Genomic DNA, 15,905 nt, shown 5'->3' on the forward strand with positions numbered 1-15,905 from the left:
GGGCCGCGCCCCGGGTAAATCCGGAAGGCGCGGCCCTTTCTGTAGCGGAGGGTGTTAATCGGCGCTTAGGCCCACGACCTGATCGCCGCGGGTTTCCACGATGGTGTCGCCCGCCAAGGTGAGGTAGACGGGGCCGTCGTAGCTGCCGCGATCAACCGGGATGGTCCGCAGCGTCTTGCCGGTAGACCAATCCATGACAGCAAAGCCCGCTTGGGTAGGTACCAACATATGCTCATCGACGGCGATGGGGGTGCCGATGGCATCATCTACCACGTGATCCACTGCGAGGTCGCTCGGTTTAAAGAGGTAGAGGCGGGAACCATCGAACCAGGTCATATGGTGCGGCAGATCCGCGGTTGCTGGGGCGAACGGGGTGGTGGCCGCGTCTATGTCTGGAGAAGGCTCCGCCGAAGTAGAGTCCAGCTTTTCGCCCTTATTGTCATAGGACTCGATCGTGGGATGCGGGCCTGGGCGGTAGACGGCGGCGGCCTTTTGTCCCACAGCGACAAGCCGGGCGCCGTCGGTGGCTATGTCCACATCGGCAGCGATATCGGGCTCACGGGAATCATCAGGGGTGGTGTCCTGGAAGCGCAACCAGGTCGTGCCCGGCTTATCGGGGCAGGACTCGGTCAGCACTAAATTCTCGGTGCGGGTAAGGGCGGAGCTAATCGAGCAGCCCTCGTGCGGTTGCTTGTCCGGTTCCTGTTTGGCCTCCACATCACCGTATTCCACGGTGCGCACCATATCGGAGCGCCACAGATCAATCCGGTCGGTGGAGACCGTTCCTACCCGGTCATTGGAGGAAACGGGTACTACCTCCTCCGAGCTGACGGCGCTGCGGGTGCTGTCATACTCACCGGTCGCAGCCTCAATTGCCACGGTATCCCCGCAGCCCACGCCGGTTTTATACGACGCCACGATTTTGCCCCACGCTGTTGACAGCGAGCACAGATCCGCGTCCGTGCGCTCATAAGTCCAAGCCTCGGAGCCGTCTGGGTTGGTGGCGGTGAGCGTGTGATCGGCGTGGGTGATGGTCAGGCCGTGTGCCGAAACCGCCCGGTATTGGCCGGGTACTGGTTCGTTGGGGAGGCTGAAGGACTCGTGGAGGGCCTCGGGGACGTCGGCAAGCGCGGGTGCATCCTTATCCCCAGGAACGGCCGCTTGGCTGAGATGCGCTTGATTAATATTGGCGGTAATAGCCGCCCCGCCGACCGCTATGGCGCAGACCACGGCAATAATGCCGGTAGCCTTCCAATCGGCGGGGGTCGAGCGCAAAATGGGAGCTTTAGTCATCGGCGGCCTCCTCGCCAGCGCCGGGAGCTGCCGCGGCGCGCGGTGGTACGGGTGGGGGATTTCTCGCGGACGGGAACTTGGCCCACGACCTTGGTCTCAGGGCCGACAGTCTCCTCTACCTCCGCGGGGATGTCTAGAGCCTGGGCCAGCTCCGGGGACGTGGAGAACCACTGCGGCGGATTCGGCTCACCCAAATCCAGCTCATCATTAATAACCTGCCATTTGCCCAGCTCATCATAGCCCACCAAGGTGATAGCGGTGCCGGTATGGCCGGCGCGCCCCGTGCGGCCGATGCGGTGGACAAAGGTCATCGGATCATCCGGAACCTGATAGTTGATGACGTGGGTGACATCATCAACGTCGATGCCGCGGGCAGCAATATCAGTGGCGACCAAGATGTCCACCTGGCCGGTGCGGAAGGCATGGAGCGACTTCTCGCGCGACTTCTGCCCCAGATCGCCGTGGACGGCACCCACGTGGAAGCCGCGCCGGGCAAGGTCATCGGCCAATTGGGTGGCCGCGCGCTTGGTGCGAGCGAAGATGATGGTGCGCCCGCGGCCGGCGGCCTGTAAGGCGTGGGCGACAACGGCAACCTTATCCATGCGGTGGGCTTGGAAGGTGACCTTGCGGGTGGAGGAGTGGGTGAAATCCTGCTCGCCGGATTCGGCGCGGATATGGATGGGCTTTTCCATAAACCGGCGGGCGAGCGTCAAAATCGCGCCCGGCATGGTGGCGGAAAAGAGCATGGTTTGGTGGGCATTGCCATCGAGTGCCTTGAGGATAGCCTCCACCGAGGGTAAAAAGCCCAAGTCCAGCATCTCGTCGGCCTCATCGAGCACCAAGATAGCCACGCGATCGAGCTGCAGATTGCCGCGTTCGTGGAGATCGATCAATCGGCCGGGCGTGCCAATGATGACGTCGACGCCCTTGTTGAGCTGTTTGATCTGCTCCTCATAGGGACGGCCGCCGTAAATGGAGGCTAAGCGCACGGGCAGGTGGGCGGCAGCCACCTGCAGGTCCTCGGTGACCTGCTGGGCAAGCTCGCGGGTGGGAACCACCACGAGGGCGCGCGGGGTGCCATCGAGCTCGTCGATATCGGCGTCATCAAAGACGCGGTCCAAAAGCGGCACGCCAAAACCATAGGTCTTGCCCATGCCAGTGCGCGCTTGGCCAATCAAGTCCTGGCCAGATAGCGCGATGGGCAGGGTTAATTCCTGGATTGCAAAAGTACGCGTGATGCCACGGGAGGCGAGACCATCGCAGATTTCGGCCGCAACGCCGAGTTCCGCGAAGCTCGGTGGCTGGGATTTTATGTCAGACACACCTTGATAGTAGCCGGGATGGTTATAGTGGGGCCATTGACAATAAAACTCTAGTTAGAGGAGGAATCTTCATGGATATCAAGTTTGGCTTCGCGGATACCGCTCGTGAGCTGGTCATTAGCGCTGCAGGTGACCAAGCCGAGCTGACGCAGAAGATCAACAGTGCCCTGGCGGATAACTCCACCCTGGAATTGGAAGATGACAAGGGCCGCAAGTACCTCGTGCGCACTGACCGCGTGGTCTACGTCGAGGTCGGCATTGCCAAGAAGCACGCCGTGGGATTCGCCGGCGCCTAAGGCGAGCGCATAGGGCTGCTGATTCAGCTTTTTTAAATACAAACGGGTAACCTAAGGCCCCATGGAAAAAAGGGAGAATCGCCACGCTCACCGGAGCCAGGGCCACGCGCCGGACCACCCCAATGCGGTGGTCCGGTTTGCGCGCCAATATGGCTGGTGGCGCGTGGTGGCTATCCCCCTCATGATCGCGCTGACCATGTGGTTCATCGTCGATATCGCCACCGCCTCTTCCTCCGAAGAAGATGCGGAAGACACTAGCGCGGCCGCCCCAACTAGCACAGAAATGGTTGGTCCTGATCCTGCCGATACTGCAGCGGTCAAGCGGGAAATCAGCGAGATGCCGCCCGGTGGCTCCTATACCAAGCAGGGCAAGGGCACCTTCCACGAGGTAGGCGAGCCTGGCGCCGTTGCGGGTAAGGGCGGCGAGCAAAAGGTGCGCTATTCCATCGAGGTAGAAGATGGCCTTAACACCGCACCGTATGGAGGCGATGAGTCTTTTGCCGCCATGGTGGAGGCCACCCTGTCTGACCCGCGTGGCTGGACCGCGCAGAAGGACTTTGAGTTCGAGCACGTGGCCGCTGATGCGGAACCGGATACCCGCATCCAGCTGACTTCGCTCGGCACCGCAGCAGAGCGCTGTGGCGAGAAGATTGAAACGGAAACCTCCTGCCACACCACCATTACGGGCGAGTCCACCACCATTATCAACGAGGCCCGCTGGGTGCGCGGCGCCACGCCTTTTGAAGGCGATATGGGCAATTATCGCCAGTACGTCATCAACCATGAGTTGGGTCATGCCATTGGCTATGCGGCCCACCAGCCGTGTGGCGGCCAAGGCAAGCTAGCGCCGGTCATGATGCAGCAGACCTTGGACCTTAACAACAAAGAATTGCACGATCGCAAGCCCAGCGAGGTCTATCCTGATGAGGACGTGACCTGCTCACCAAACCCGTGGCCTTATCCGAATCCGAATAATAAGGATCCCCACCAACCCGAATAGGAGTTAAGGATGCCGCTTCCCCCAGAGCATGTGTTAAGCGCCTTCCACGCGGAAACCGGTGCCACTGGTACCCGCCGCGCGCAGGGCGATCAATTGGGCCCAGTGTGGGATAACGGCATTAAGGTGGGCGACGTGGTCTATTCCCAGGCTGGTCCGTTTGCCGCCTGGTCCGCTAAGGTGCGCGAGCGCCTCAGCGTGCAGGGGGCCCGCGTTTCCCGGCCGGTACTGTCTAGCGATGGTCGGCACACGGCCGCAGGGTGGAAGGCTACCCAGTTTATTCCGGGCCAAGTACGCGGGCGAATTGATGAAACCGCACAGATGGCGTTGCGCCTCGACACGGCTATAGCCGAGGTGCCCCTTCCCAACGGGCAGCGCAGCGATGTCTTTGCACGCGCCGAGCGCGCCGCCTGGGAGGAAACAGGCGAGGCTTATCGGCCAGATCTGCTTGCCGACGTCCCCCTTATCCCCGCCCACACCGCACTTCTCACCACCACGGTTTACCACGGCTCCAACCCGCCGGGCATTGTGGACATTGTGCCGAGCGAATCCCCGCGCCCAGCCGGCTGGACGGCCGCTTTGGTTATTGTGGATGGGCTCATTGGCCAAGCGGTCGATGATGGGATCTGTCAGCGCTTTAGTCATGTACCCGGTATGCCGGAATTGCTGTTGCGCGCGGTGTCGTATCGCCGTTATGTCAATGACCTGCACTCCGCGTCGCGTTCAAACACGCGTTCGCATATTGAACGGGTGGAGCAGCATCTGGTGTCGCGGGCATCTGCCATACTGGAGCGGTGAGTTACGACCCCCATTCCACCGCGCGTGCGGGAGTGATCCTTCCACCGTCCCCGCAGGTGCGCCTCGTTCCCCGTACCCAATCCGCCACGACCCGCAGTTGGCCTGTTGACCTGCCCGAATCCGGTACCTGGAAGGTAACCGGTGCCGCCGGCACCGGTGTGTCCAGCTTCCTTATCGATACCGTCATTCATGCCTTGGATAAAGCCCGGCAGACCGGCGCGGATCCCTCCGGCATCCTGGTTATCGCTCCCTCGAAGGAATCCGGCGCCCGGCTGCGCCGCGAGCTTTCTGAGCGGCTCGAGGATTACGCCGCACAGACCTCCATGGTGCGTTCCGTACACTCCCTAGCATTCGCGTTGCTGCGCACAGCGGCCGAGGAGGAGCTGCGACTTATTACCGGTGCGGAGCAAGACGCCGTCATCCGCGAGCTGCTCACTGGCCAAGCAGAAGACGGGCATGGCTCGTGGCCCGCGGAGATGCGGCCCGCGCTGGAATATGTGGGCTTCGCCCGGCAGCTGCGCGATTTCCTTTTGCGCTCCATTGAACGCGGCCTGGGCCCGGGCGATCTAGAGCGCCTCGGTGCCGAGCACGGCCGCCCCATGTGGTCCGCGGCGGGTGAATTCCTGCGCGAGTACGAACGCGTGCAGCTCCTTTCCCGCGCCCATTCCTATTCCGCTGCGGAATTGGTTACCGCGGTTCTTCAGCGCCCCCAGCTACTGCGCGAGCACCCCTTCCACACCATCATTGTCGATGATGCGCAATTGCTCGACCCCACCGCAGGCAAGCTCATTCGCGAAATGAGCCCGCAGGCGGATCTCGTGGTGGTAGGCGGCGATGCCGATCAATCCGTCTTTGCCTTCCGCGGTGCTAGCTCGCGTTTCCTGCGGGATTTCCCAGCTGACCACGACATCGAGCTCACCGAGCCCCACCGCACACCCGCTCCGGCGTGCATCTCCATTGTGGATTCGGACGGCAGTCTGCGTGACGTCGTAGCCAATACCGTGCGGCGCCGTCACTTAGAAGACGGCGTGCCTTGGCGGGATATCGCCGTCATCGTTCGTTCAACCGGTGATATCGGGCAGATGCGCCGCACCCTTTTGGCCGCCGGCGTGCCCGTGCACATTAGCCCTACCGACGTCGTCTTGGCCGAACAGCGTTTGGTTTCCGCCGTGCTGCTCGCCCTGCGTGCCTTGGAGGACGACCTATCAAACTCGGAGTTGGAAGAGTTGCTCACCGGCCCCGTGGGTGGCGCCGATCCCGTCACCCTGCGCCGCCTTATCCGTGGTCTGCGCCGCTGGGATTCCACCACCCGGGGCATCGATAGCCTGCGCGGTCTTCTCTATGGCGAGCTCCCAGATTTTAATGGGCAACTCACTGAGCGGGAATACTCCATCCTAGAGCGTGTACGCACGGTTCTAAGCGCCGGCCGGGACGCACTCGCCTCCGGGGACTCTGTGGAGGAGGTCCTCTGGGCTGTGTGGAGCGCAACTGAGCTCGATAACCGCCTGCAGGCTTCGGCGCTGCGCGGTGGCGCGACCGGCTCGCAGGCCGACCGCGACTTGGATGCAATGATGGCGCTTTTTGACGCCGCAGGCGACTACGTCGAGCGCCGCCCTGATTCCTCGCTGCGCGCCTTCCTGACGCATATCACCGAACAAGAACTTCCCACCGGTGTGCGTGACCGCCGCACCGCTATTCCGCAGGCAGTAGAGATCCTGACTGCACACGGCGCCGTGGGCCGCGAATGGGATACCGTCATTGTGGCCGGCGCACAGGAGGGAAGCTGGCCTTCGCTAGGGGAGACTGGCTCCATCTTTGATCAAGAAGATCTCATCGATCTCCTCGACCACGATATTGATCCCGATACCCCCGTCAGCCACGTTGCCTCTCGTTTGGCAGAGGAGCGTCGACTCTTCCATGTCGCTACCACGCGCCACCGACAGCGCCTGCTCATTGCAGCTGTGGAAAACCCGGAAGGTGATACGGTCTCTGAGCCTTCGCGCTTCATTAGCGAATTCGCTGGCCGTGGTGTGGACGTGCCTGGCCAGGCTGCGCGACGGCAAGCAAAGCGGGCGCTACGCCGCACGCAACTCCCGCGCGAACTGGGCCTCGATGTGCCTGAACCCGCACCCGTGTCATTGCGCGATGGGCTCGAGGTGGATCCCCTCGATGTGGCGGTGCTGTCGGTGCCGGCCTTTGTCGCACAATTGCGCCGCGTAGTTACCAATCCGGAATCCGGTGAGGTTGAGCGCAAACAAGCAGCGCGCCAGCTCGCTCGGCTAGCGGCAGCCGATATCCCTGGCGCCCACCCGGAGCAGTGGTGGTCTGCGCGCTCCGTTGCAGCTGAAATGCCGCTGCATACTAGCGGCAGTTTGTCACCCTCCCGGGTGGAAGCATTACTCAACTGCCCGCTCAAGGCCGTGCTAGGAAATGTGGCCGAGGACCCAAGCACCGAGGAGCACCTGCTCCGCGGTACTTTGGCGCACGCCTTCTTTGAAGCCATTGGCCGCGGAATGGATGCGGAAAAAGCCAAGCTATTGGTGATGGAGGCTTTCGAGCGCATTCAGGACGTACCGCAGTGGCAATTGCGTTTCAAGCTCGATGAGTTTTCCACCCTGTTGGACCGCGCCCGGGAATGGGCGCGCCAATCCGAGGTCAATCAAGAGCTTGCCGGTGTGGAAATTCCCGTAGGCGTACGCGTCAGCGAGGAGGTGCGCATCGGCGGCTATATGGACCGTCTGCTTCGCGATGGAGAGGGAAATTACTTGGTGGTCGACCTCAAGACGGGTAGAAGCAAGCCGGCTAAGAAAGAGGGCGAGGACCATGTGCAGCTGATGACCTATCAGCTCGCGCTTGCCCACGGCGCATTTGACGGTCACCAGGTTCACGACGGCGAAGGCATGCCGCGCCAGGGCGGTGTGCTGGTGTATCCGGGTGCGACCACCAAAAAGATTGGTGAGATTTGGCAAAGCGATAAATCGCCGGAAGCCCTGGAAGAATTCGCCGCACTTCTGCCCCCGCTGGTGGAGGAGATGCGCGGCCCGCGCATCACTGCGCGCACCAATAAAGACTGCGATAAGTGCCCAATTCGCTCCATCTGCCCCGTGCAGGAAGAAGGAAGGATGACCACCGATGCCTAAGAGCAATTATTCCCCACAGCAGATCGCTGCAGCCTTGGGCAAGGACTTTCCGCCTACCGAGGAACAAGCCCATGTGATCGAAGGCCCCTTTAGCCCCAAACTCGTGGTTGCCGGCGCTGGTGCCGGAAAGACAGAAACCATGGCCTCGCGCGTGGTGTATCTGGTGGCCAATGGCTATGTGCGCCCGGAGCAGGTTCTCGGCCTGACTTTCACCCGTAAGGCCGCGCAACAGCTGGAGCAGCGCATCCGGCGGCAGCTGATTAAATTGCGCGATTCCAGCCTCATCCCACCAGGCGGCGAGGTGGCAGAAGCGTTAGAAAACATTGCGCCGAAGGTAGCTACCTATGACTCCTATGCGGGAGAACTCGTTCGCGAATACGGGCTGTTGGTTCCAGTGGAGCCTACGGCTCGCATCATCACCGAGACCGAGCGCTATTCCTTGGCCTACGATGTGGTGCGCAATTACACCGGCCAGTTGGAAGACGATCGCGCCCTAGCCACGATTACCGAGACCCTGCTGAAATTCAGCCAAGATATCGATAATGGGCTCAAGGACACGAGTCACATCGCCCAGCACGCCCGCGATTTTCGGGCGGACATCGATAACCTCGATAAATCCCAAAAGAATGGTCCTGAATACTCGCAAAAGTTGCTGGAATATATTCAGACACAGGAGCGCCGCGTGCAGTACGTGCCGCTGCTGGAGGCCCTGAAAAAGGAACAATCCGAGCGACAAGTCATCACCTTTGGCGAGCAAATGGCTGTCGCTGCCCGCGTAGCGCGCGATCATCCTGTGGTGGGCAAGCAGCAATCCCAGCGCTATAAGGTCGTCATGCTAGACGAGTACCAAGACACCTCCTATGCCCAGCGCGTGCTTCTACGAAGCCTGTTCGGAGGGGACCAAGAGGACCTGTCGGTTACGGCCGTGGGTGATCCAATGCAGGCCATCTACGGGTGGCGTGGTGCGACCTCTGAAAACCTCACTGCCTTCGTGGAGGACTTCCCGGTCGCGCCGGGTACACCCGCTCCGAAGGACCAGTTGACCACCTCTTGGCGCAACCCCTCTGGTGCGCTGGACTTGGCTAACTCAGTGGCGGAGGGCGTATTCGAAGGCGTTGAACGTCCCGTGGACGAGCTTTCTGCCGCCCCGCATAAGGGCGAAGGCGACATCCAGTTGGCGTACTTCGACAGCGAGGTTCGCGAGCGTGAATTCGTTGCCGAGTACCTGAAAGAGCAGTGGGAAAAGCGCGAGGGAGATACTTTCAGCGCGGCGGTTTTGGTGCGCAAAAATAGGCACTCCGCCCCCATCGCTGCGGCCCTAGACAAAGCGGGCGTACCCAATGAAATCATTGGTCTCGGTGGCCTGCTGTGGCAGCCAGAAATCCAGGACCTCGTAGCTATTGCCACCATGCTCGTGCGCCCAGAAGACTTGCCTGCGGCAGTGCGGGTGCTGGCAGGGCCCATCTGTGGCCTGGGAATCAGTGATATACAAGCGCTTGCTTCCCGCCAACGAAACCTGGCCGGCGCGAGGGAGGAGCGCTTGCGCTGGGAGCCGGGGATGGACCCGGAAGACTACCTGCGTGCGCAGTTGGAAGATGTCACCGCTGAGGAGCCGGATCAGCGCGTCGGCCTTGCCGACGCCCTGGCCGATCTAGGTGAGAGAGACCGCTATACCCCGCAAGGCCTCGCCCGAATGGAAGAGGTTTCTGCCAAACTGCGACACCTGCGCACCTATTCTCTGTCCAAACCGCTGGTGGATATCTTCGCCGATATTGAAGCATTGTTTAATATCCGCACCGAAGTCCTTGCGCGTGGAAGCGCAGGGGGCGCGACACATCTGGATAAATTTGCCGATATCGTCGCGGGCTTCCACGGTGATTCTTTGTATGCGCTCTTGGATTACTTTGCGTTAGCGCTCGAAAAGGAAGATGGCCTAGATCTTGGCGAAGTTCCCGCGGCCACTGACCGCGTGCAGATTATGACCGCGCACAAGGCCAAGGGCTTGGAATGGGAACACGTCTGCGTGGTGCATGCGGATTCGTCTAGCTATAGCGCGCAAGCAGAGACCTTCCTGTCCAGGATCGATAAGGTCCCGGGAGACGATGACTATATTGAGGTCCCAGAGGATGCCCAAAAGCGCTCGCATTTCCAAAACGCGTGCGAGGAGTTTAAGAAAGCAGATAGCGCCATCAAGGCGGAGGAATCGGCGCGCCTTTTTTATGTGGCGCTGACGCGTACCGAATCTACCCTGACCGTTACCGGCTCGGGCACCAATAACCTCAATGGAAAGAACAAGAAGGCTCCCTATGAATATCTAGAGCGCCTGAAAGAGCAATTCCCGCAGTACGTGGTGGAGTGGTCCGTCCCCGACGAGCCTTCCGAGGATGATTTTGGGGAGAGCGCCCAATTCCCAGCGCTGCAGGCCAGCCCAGAGGCAGTCGCCGGTGCGGACCTGGTACTTGAAGCTATGGAGGAGCTCCCAGATTTGAGCCGCGGTGAAACCTTTGAGCTGTGGGAGCAGGAAGCTGGCGCGCTCATTGAGGAGTACAAGGCGCTGCAACAGCCGGTGGTAGACGTTGAGCTACCCAGCGAGCTGACCGCCTCTGACATGGTTGCGCTGCGGGCAGACCCGCTTCAGTTTGCCCGCAGGCAACGCCGCCCCGTGCCGTTTAAGCCGAATTCCTATGCCAAGCGCGGTACCGCCTTCCACGCGTGGTTGGAGGACCGCTTCGGCAGCCCGGCACTATTGGGAGAGGAAGAACTTCCAGGTATTGATGAGCCGGAGGACTTCGATTTGGAAGAGCTCAAGGAGGCCTTCCTGAACTCCGAGTGGGCCGAGCGCCAACCGGAGCACGTGGAGGCGCCCTTTGAAATCACCATTGGTGAGTCCGTGGTGCGCGGGCGCATGGACGCGGTATTCCGCTTGGAGGATGGCACCTGGATGGTGGTGGACTGGAAGACTGGCCGCCCTCCCCAGGGAGAGGCTATGGATGCTGCCAAGATACAGCTAGCGGTGTATGCAGAGGCATGGCGCCGTATCCACGGCGGGGAAAAGATTCGTGCCGCGTTCTATTATGTCCACGATGGTTATACCTTCGAGCCTGCCCGCCTGCCGCGTGGGGACGAGCTGAAGGAACTCCTTGAATCGTCAGTTGAGCACCACAAGGGCTAAGGTATGTGGGCGGTTGCGTAACGCGCAATCTCTTGAGCAATCATTCGAGACCAGAAAAGAAGGCGGGGCTAGTGGCTAAAAAACGTGCGCAGGCAATGAAGTCACGCTTTAAAAGTCGCTTCTTGCCGCAGGTTGAGCTGTCCTCGCAGCCAGACCACGCTCTCATTGATGTCATTACGGTGCCGAGGGATGAAAATTCCAGCCCGTGGCGTCAGTTGGGCAAGCGTGTGCTGTGGGCTTTGGGCATCGTTGTCTTCGTGACCGTCGTGGTCTATTTAGACGGCGGTGGGTATAGCGAGGACATGTCGCTATTGGACTCTGCCTACTATGCGGCGGTGTCGCTGACTACCGTGGGCTACGGCGATATCGTGCCCGTGTCCCCGCAGGCCAGGTTTATTAACTTAACGCTTATTACCCCCGCCCGCCTGATCTTCCTTGTTTTATTGGTTGGCGCGACCTTGTCCGTGCTGACGGATAAGGCCCGCCGTACTTTCCAAATCCAGAACTGGAGAAAGCAATTGCGTAACCACACCGTCGTTATCGGATATGGCACCAAGGGCGCCGGAGCCGTGGCCGCGCTGCTGGCCGATGATGTTCCGTCCTCCCAGATCGTGGTCATCGATACCAACCGTGCGTCCCTCGCTCACGCCGAACACCACGGATTGGTCACCATCTTTGGTTCCGGCACCAAGCAGGACGTGCTCAAGATCGCTGGGGTAGAGCACGCCAGCTCCATCGTCGTTACCCCATCCACGGACGATACCGCGGTGCTGTGCTGCCTCTCCGTGCGAGAGCTTGCGCCCAAGGCCAAGATCGTGGCGTCGGTGCGCGAGTCCGAAAACCGTCACCTGTTGCTCCAATCCGGTGCAGATTCCGTGGTCACCTCCGCTGAGACGGCCGGCCGACTGCTAGGCCTGGCCACCGTCACCCCGACGGTGGTGGAGATGATGGAAGACCTGCTTTCACCCAACGAAGGTTTCTCCGTAGCCGAGCGCGCCGTGCGCGAATTCGAGGTGGGCTCCAACCCACGCCACCTGGCAGATATCGTGTTGGCTGTTTTGCGCAATAACGAGCTGCACCGCGTGGATACCGCGGATGCCTCCGCGCTGAAGCCGGGCGACCGTCTGCTCTACATCAAGCATGAGATGGAGCAACCCATTGAGGTCATGGACGATGATGACGAGGATTAAATGTTCCTCCCAGTAACCCCTCATGGCCAGGTTCCGGTTACGGCAGCGGGGGAGCCGGTGCTGGTGGAGAAGGTTCCCGGGGGCGTCGGCAAGCACGCAGTAGTGGACCTAGGTACCCTGCAGGCGTGCGCGTATCCGGAGGACGGTGCTAGCGAGCTGGGCCGGCTAGAAAGCGCAACGTTCTTTGCGGACCAGCCGGTGATTTTGCAAGCCATTGCGCTGATCCGCAATCGGCGCGAGCAGCGCTTTGATCCGCGAACTGGCCACAAGCTGGATTACCCAGCACCGGGAATCGTTGGGCGCGATCCCTTGGACGAGCGCCGGATGGTTTTCCCACGCCTAGATCCTGCCGTCATCGGGCTTATTCGCCTCAGCGGCACCGACCGGATTTTGCTGGCGCGCAATCGCCGCCGCACTAGCTTCTTTTCGCTGATCGCCGGCTACGTTGAGCCGGGCGAGACCGCAGAGGCTGCTTTTGCACGCGAGGCCCTAGAAGAAACCGGGCGCAGGGTGGATGATATTCGCTATTGGGGCTCGCAGGCGTGGCCACCGAGTGGCTCTCTTATGCTGGGCTTTTGTGCGCGCACGGCTGATGTCCACCCCACCTGCCATACTGATGGGGAATTGGAAGAAATCCGGTGGGTGGAGCGCGCCGAGCTGCCTGAGCTTAAGCTTCCTCGTCCGGGTTCAATTGCACACACGATGATTATGGAGTGGTATCACGGTGACTAAGCCGGATTTGTCTCTGCTGGATGAAGATCAGCTGCGCGCGGCCACGGCGCCGCGCGGGCCCGTGTGCATCTTGGCCGGCGCGGGTACAGGCAAGACTCGCACTATTACCTATCGCATTGCCAACTTGGTGGACCAGGGGTTTGTCAGCCCGCAGCGCGTGCTTGCGGTGACCTTCACTGCGCGAGCGGCCGGAGAGATGCGCGATCGCCTGCGCACTATGGGCGTGGCCGGCGTGCAGGCGCAGACCTTCCACGCGGCGGCGCGCCGCCAGTTGAAGTATTTCTGGCCGCAGGTAGCTGGCGATCTTCCGTGGCAGCTGTTGGATAATAAATTCCCACTGGTTGCTCGCGCGGTGCGCTCGGTGGGGCTGGATAACTCCAAGGACATGATTCGAGACGTCCTGGCGGAGATCGAGTGGGCTAAGTCCGCGCTGGTCAGTGCCGAAGATTATGAGTCCGTGATCGCCAATACGGATCGCAGTGCACCGGCCGATCCGGCCAAGGTGGCAGAGGCCTTCCGCCGCTACGAGCAGTCCAAGGCCACGCCGGACATGATGCACTTGGACTTCGATGACCTCCTCATGCACATCGCAGGTGCCATCGAGAATGTGCCGGCGATCGCGGAGACCTTCCGGGAGCAGTACCGCACCTTTGTCGTCGATGAGTACCAGGATGTTACCCCGCTGCAGCAGCGGGTTCTCAACGCCTGGTTGGGCGAGCGCGATGACCTTACCGTGGTGGGCGATGCTAACCAGACCATCTATTCCTTCAACGGCGCCTCCCCGGACTACCTGCTCAATTTCTCCCGCACGTACCCGGATGGCACCGTGGTCAAGCTGCAGCGCGACTACCGCTCTACGCCGCAGGTAACGGACCTGGCCAACCGGGTCATTGGCAAGGCCACCGGCCGCGCAGCTGGCACGCGCTTGGAACTGCAGGGCATGCGCGATCCCGGCCCCGAGCCCACCTTCAAGGCCTATGAGTCCGAAGAAATTGAGGCCCAGGAGGTGGCCGGCCAGGTCCTTACCCTGCTGGACCAGGGCGTGCCGGCCTCCGAGATTGCCATCCTTTACCGCATCAATGCCCAGTCGGAGCAGTTTGAGCAGGCGCTTGCCGACGCCGGAGTGGTCTACCAAGTCCGCGGCGGCGAGGGCTTTTTCCGCCGCCCGGAAATCCTGGAGGCGATCCGCGTGCTCATCGCCGCGACCCGCCGCGAGGACCTGCCGGATGACCCGGTGGCGATTGCCCGCGCCGCGTTTGTCGAGTTGGGTTTGAGTTCCACCGAGCCGCAGGGCGCCCAGGCCCGCGAGCGCTGGCAGTCCCTCAACGCACTGGTTGGGCTCATTGAAAAGATTGTGGAATCCACTCCTGGCATCGATCTCAACGGGGTGCTGGGGGAGTTGCGCCGGCGCTCCACCGATAAGCAGGCCCCAGCTATGGAAGGCGTGACGCTGGCTACCGTGCACGCCGCCAAGGGCTTGGAATGGGACGCGGTATTCCTCGTGGGGCTAACGGAAAAGCTTATGCCCATCAACCATGCCATCAAGGCTGGCGACGAACAGGTAGAAGAGGAGCGCCGCCTTTTCTACGTGGGTATTACCCGCGCTCGTGAGCATCTCGCGCTGTCGTGGGCGCTGGCGAAGACTACCGGCTCGCGGGCTTCGCGCGAGCGCACCCGCTTCCTCGATGGCATCGTCCCGGCGGCCGAAGATGCCTCCGGCGGTGGGTCTCGCTCGCGCCGCCCGAAGCGCTGCCGCGTGTGCTCTGGCCCGTTGGGCACACCGGCGGAAAAGGTCATTGGCCGCCATGAAGATTGCGAGGGCGGCGGCGATGAAGAGGTCTTTGCGGCCTTGCGCTCGTGGCGCTCCCAGGTAGCGCGTGAGGAAAAGGTTCCGGCCTATGTCATCTTTTCCGATGCCACCCTGCAAGCGATTTCGGAGGAATTGCCCTCCGATGAGGCAGAGATGTTGTCCATTTCTGGCGTGGGCCCCAGCAAGCTGGAGCGCTACGGCGCCCAAGTACTAGAGGTTATTCGTTCGGTTCGCAGCTAGCTAGGTTGGTCTTGCCGCCGAAGCACACCGGGCAGCGTGGATGCGCAATGACGGTGCGCTGCTGATGGTGTCCGTAGACATCGACCTCCCACTGCTGTCCGGGGCGCGGCTTTGCGGTCGGTGCGCCTGGCGGCAGCGGCCGCCCCATCAGTCGTCTTATAGTCACCTGCGTGTGCGCCGAGACCGCATCGAGCACCACGGCTTCTGGCGTGCGGCGCACGCGGGTGAGCTGGGTGCTGATGATATTCCATAGTGGGTCCATATCCACGCGCGCCAAGTGCGCACACAATGGGCACGGTCCTTGGCCCCGCAGCCGTACAGGCCCGATGACGCCACGATTGTCCAGCAAAGATACCGGAATCCACGTAGTGCCTGTGCCCGCGAGTGCATTCGCACAATCCAGTGGGCAGTGCAGCTGGTCCACAGCAAGTACTGGATACATGCCATCGAGGTCGTGGATATAGGAAAAGACATTGTCTTCCTCCAACGGGATGCGGACCTGGAAGCCATCCGCCTCAAGGCGCGCGCGGAGCCTCTCCGCCAAGGCGGATCCTCCCATGAGGACAATGGTGTCTGCCTTGGCATCGGCCTCGTTGTGTGGCCAGAGGATGCCGTAGTCCAGCGCGTCTTCAATGAGGCTCAGCGCCGCCGCCTTCTCAAGCCCTGCAGCACGCAGTCGTTCAGATAAGTCCTCCGGGGACACTGGTTCGCGAGCGGTGTTGAAAGCCGTCGCGACGGTGAGCGCGCTTCCAGTTTCCGCAACCCCAACGCGGGTGGCATCCATGCCAAATTGGATCACCGTTTCCTCGCGGCACAACACTGCGCTGCCTGGCGCCAAGACCACTTGGGTGGCAGAAATCCCCACGCTTTTAACCCCTTCCCCCGAAGTATGTGGTCTCCATTGCACCACAGGTA

General features: G+C 61.4%; 11 protein-coding genes. 8 read left to right on the top strand and 3 right to left on the bottom strand.

The window, feature by feature from the left end:
* Positions 1-54: 54 nt before the first annotated feature.
* Complete coding sequence (locus tag ACKFRX_RS03795; RefSeq protein ID WP_408919127.1) at positions 55-1,293, bottom strand: hypothetical protein; 1,239 nt, start codon at positions 1,291-1,293, stop codon at positions 55-57.
* Positions 1,290-2,615 (bottom strand): DEAD/DEAH box helicase, encoded by a 1,326-nt coding sequence (locus tag ACKFRX_RS03800; RefSeq protein WP_408919126.1) that lies wholly within the window; start codon positions 2,613-2,615, stop codon positions 1,290-1,292. The genes ACKFRX_RS03795 and ACKFRX_RS03800 overlap by 4 nt, the downstream gene beginning before the upstream one ends.
* 71 nt (positions 2,616-2,686) lie before the next feature.
* On the opposite strand from ACKFRX_RS03800, the gene ACKFRX_RS03805 reads away from it, so the two are divergent.
* The 8 genes from ACKFRX_RS03805 to ACKFRX_RS03840 all read left to right on the top strand — a co-directional run bounded on the left by ACKFRX_RS03805 (position 2,687) and on the right by ACKFRX_RS03840 (position 14,990).
* The gene (locus ACKFRX_RS03805) at positions 2,687-2,911 is read left to right on the top strand and encodes a DUF3107 domain-containing protein (RefSeq protein ID WP_005322370.1); all 225 of its coding nucleotides are present in this window, start codon (positions 2,687-2,689) and stop codon (positions 2,909-2,911) included.
* 61 nt (positions 2,912-2,972) lie between these two features.
* A complete protein-coding gene (locus ACKFRX_RS03810; protein ID WP_408919125.1) occupies positions 2,973-3,911 on the top strand; it encodes a DUF3152 domain-containing protein in 939 nt (312 codons plus the stop codon).
* Positions 3,912-3,920: 9 nt separating this feature from the next.
* On the top strand, positions 3,921-4,706 hold the full coding sequence (locus ACKFRX_RS03815) for a hypothetical protein (RefSeq protein WP_179387531.1): 786 nt from the start codon (positions 3,921-3,923) through the stop codon (positions 4,704-4,706).
* 32 nt (positions 4,707-4,738) lie between these two features.
* A complete protein-coding gene (locus ACKFRX_RS03820) occupies positions 4,739-7,846 on the top strand; it encodes an ATP-dependent DNA helicase (RefSeq protein ID WP_179387626.1) in 3,108 nt (1,035 codons plus the stop codon).
* Positions 7,839-11,018, top strand: a complete 3,180-nt coding sequence (locus ACKFRX_RS03825; protein WP_408928149.1) for an ATP-dependent helicase — start codon at positions 7,839-7,841, stop codon at positions 11,016-11,018. The genes ACKFRX_RS03820 and ACKFRX_RS03825 overlap by 8 nt, the downstream gene beginning before the upstream one ends.
* 71 nt (positions 11,019-11,089) lie before the next feature.
* Entirely contained in the window at positions 11,090-12,208 is a 1,119-nt protein-coding gene (locus ACKFRX_RS03830) for a potassium channel family protein (RefSeq protein WP_408919123.1), read from the top strand.
* Positions 12,209-12,940 carry an NAD(+) diphosphatase gene (locus tag ACKFRX_RS03835; protein ID WP_408919122.1) on the top strand — a complete coding sequence of 244 codons (732 nt, stop codon included), beginning with the start codon at positions 12,209-12,211 and terminating at the stop codon, positions 12,938-12,940.
* On the top strand, positions 12,933-14,990 hold the full coding sequence (locus ACKFRX_RS03840; RefSeq protein WP_408919121.1) for an ATP-dependent DNA helicase UvrD2: 2,058 nt from the start codon (positions 12,933-12,935) through the stop codon (positions 14,988-14,990). The genes ACKFRX_RS03835 and ACKFRX_RS03840 overlap by 8 nt, the downstream gene beginning before the upstream one ends.
* Here ACKFRX_RS03840 and ACKFRX_RS03845 read toward each other — a convergent pair.
* A complete protein-coding gene (locus ACKFRX_RS03845; RefSeq protein ID WP_408919120.1) occupies positions 14,968-15,855 on the bottom strand; it encodes a hypothetical protein in 888 nt (295 codons plus the stop codon). The two genes, ACKFRX_RS03840 and ACKFRX_RS03845, sit on opposite strands and share 23 nt — an antisense overlap.
* Between the last annotated feature and the right edge of the window lie 50 nt (positions 15,856-15,905).

Source organism: Corynebacterium tuberculostearicum (assembly GCF_046097465.1).
GTDB classification, from domain to species: Bacteria; Actinomycetota; Actinomycetes; order Mycobacteriales; family Mycobacteriaceae; genus Corynebacterium; species Corynebacterium tuberculostearicum_I.

Bases quoted from the DNA above. Each gene is read 5' to 3' on its own strand.
- ACKFRX_RS03810 (WP_408919125.1), top strand. From the start codon at position 2,973: ATGGAAAAAAGGGAGAATCGCCACGCTCACCGGAGCCAGGGCCACGCG.
- ACKFRX_RS03795 (WP_408919127.1), bottom strand. From the start codon at position 1,293: ATGACTAAAGCTCCCATTTTGCGCTCGACCCCCGCCGATTGGAAGGCT.
- ACKFRX_RS03825 (WP_408928149.1), top strand. From the start codon at position 7,839: ATGCCTAAGAGCAATTATTCCCCACAGCAGATCGCTGCAGCCTTGGGC.
- ACKFRX_RS03815 (WP_179387531.1), top strand. From the start codon at position 3,921: ATGCCGCTTCCCCCAGAGCATGTGTTAAGCGCCTTCCACGCGGAAACC.
- ACKFRX_RS03805 (WP_005322370.1), top strand. From the start codon at position 2,687: ATGGATATCAAGTTTGGCTTCGCGGATACCGCTCGTGAGCTGGTCATT.
- ACKFRX_RS03835 (WP_408919122.1), top strand. From the start codon at position 12,209: ATGTTCCTCCCAGTAACCCCTCATGGCCAGGTTCCGGTTACGGCAGCG.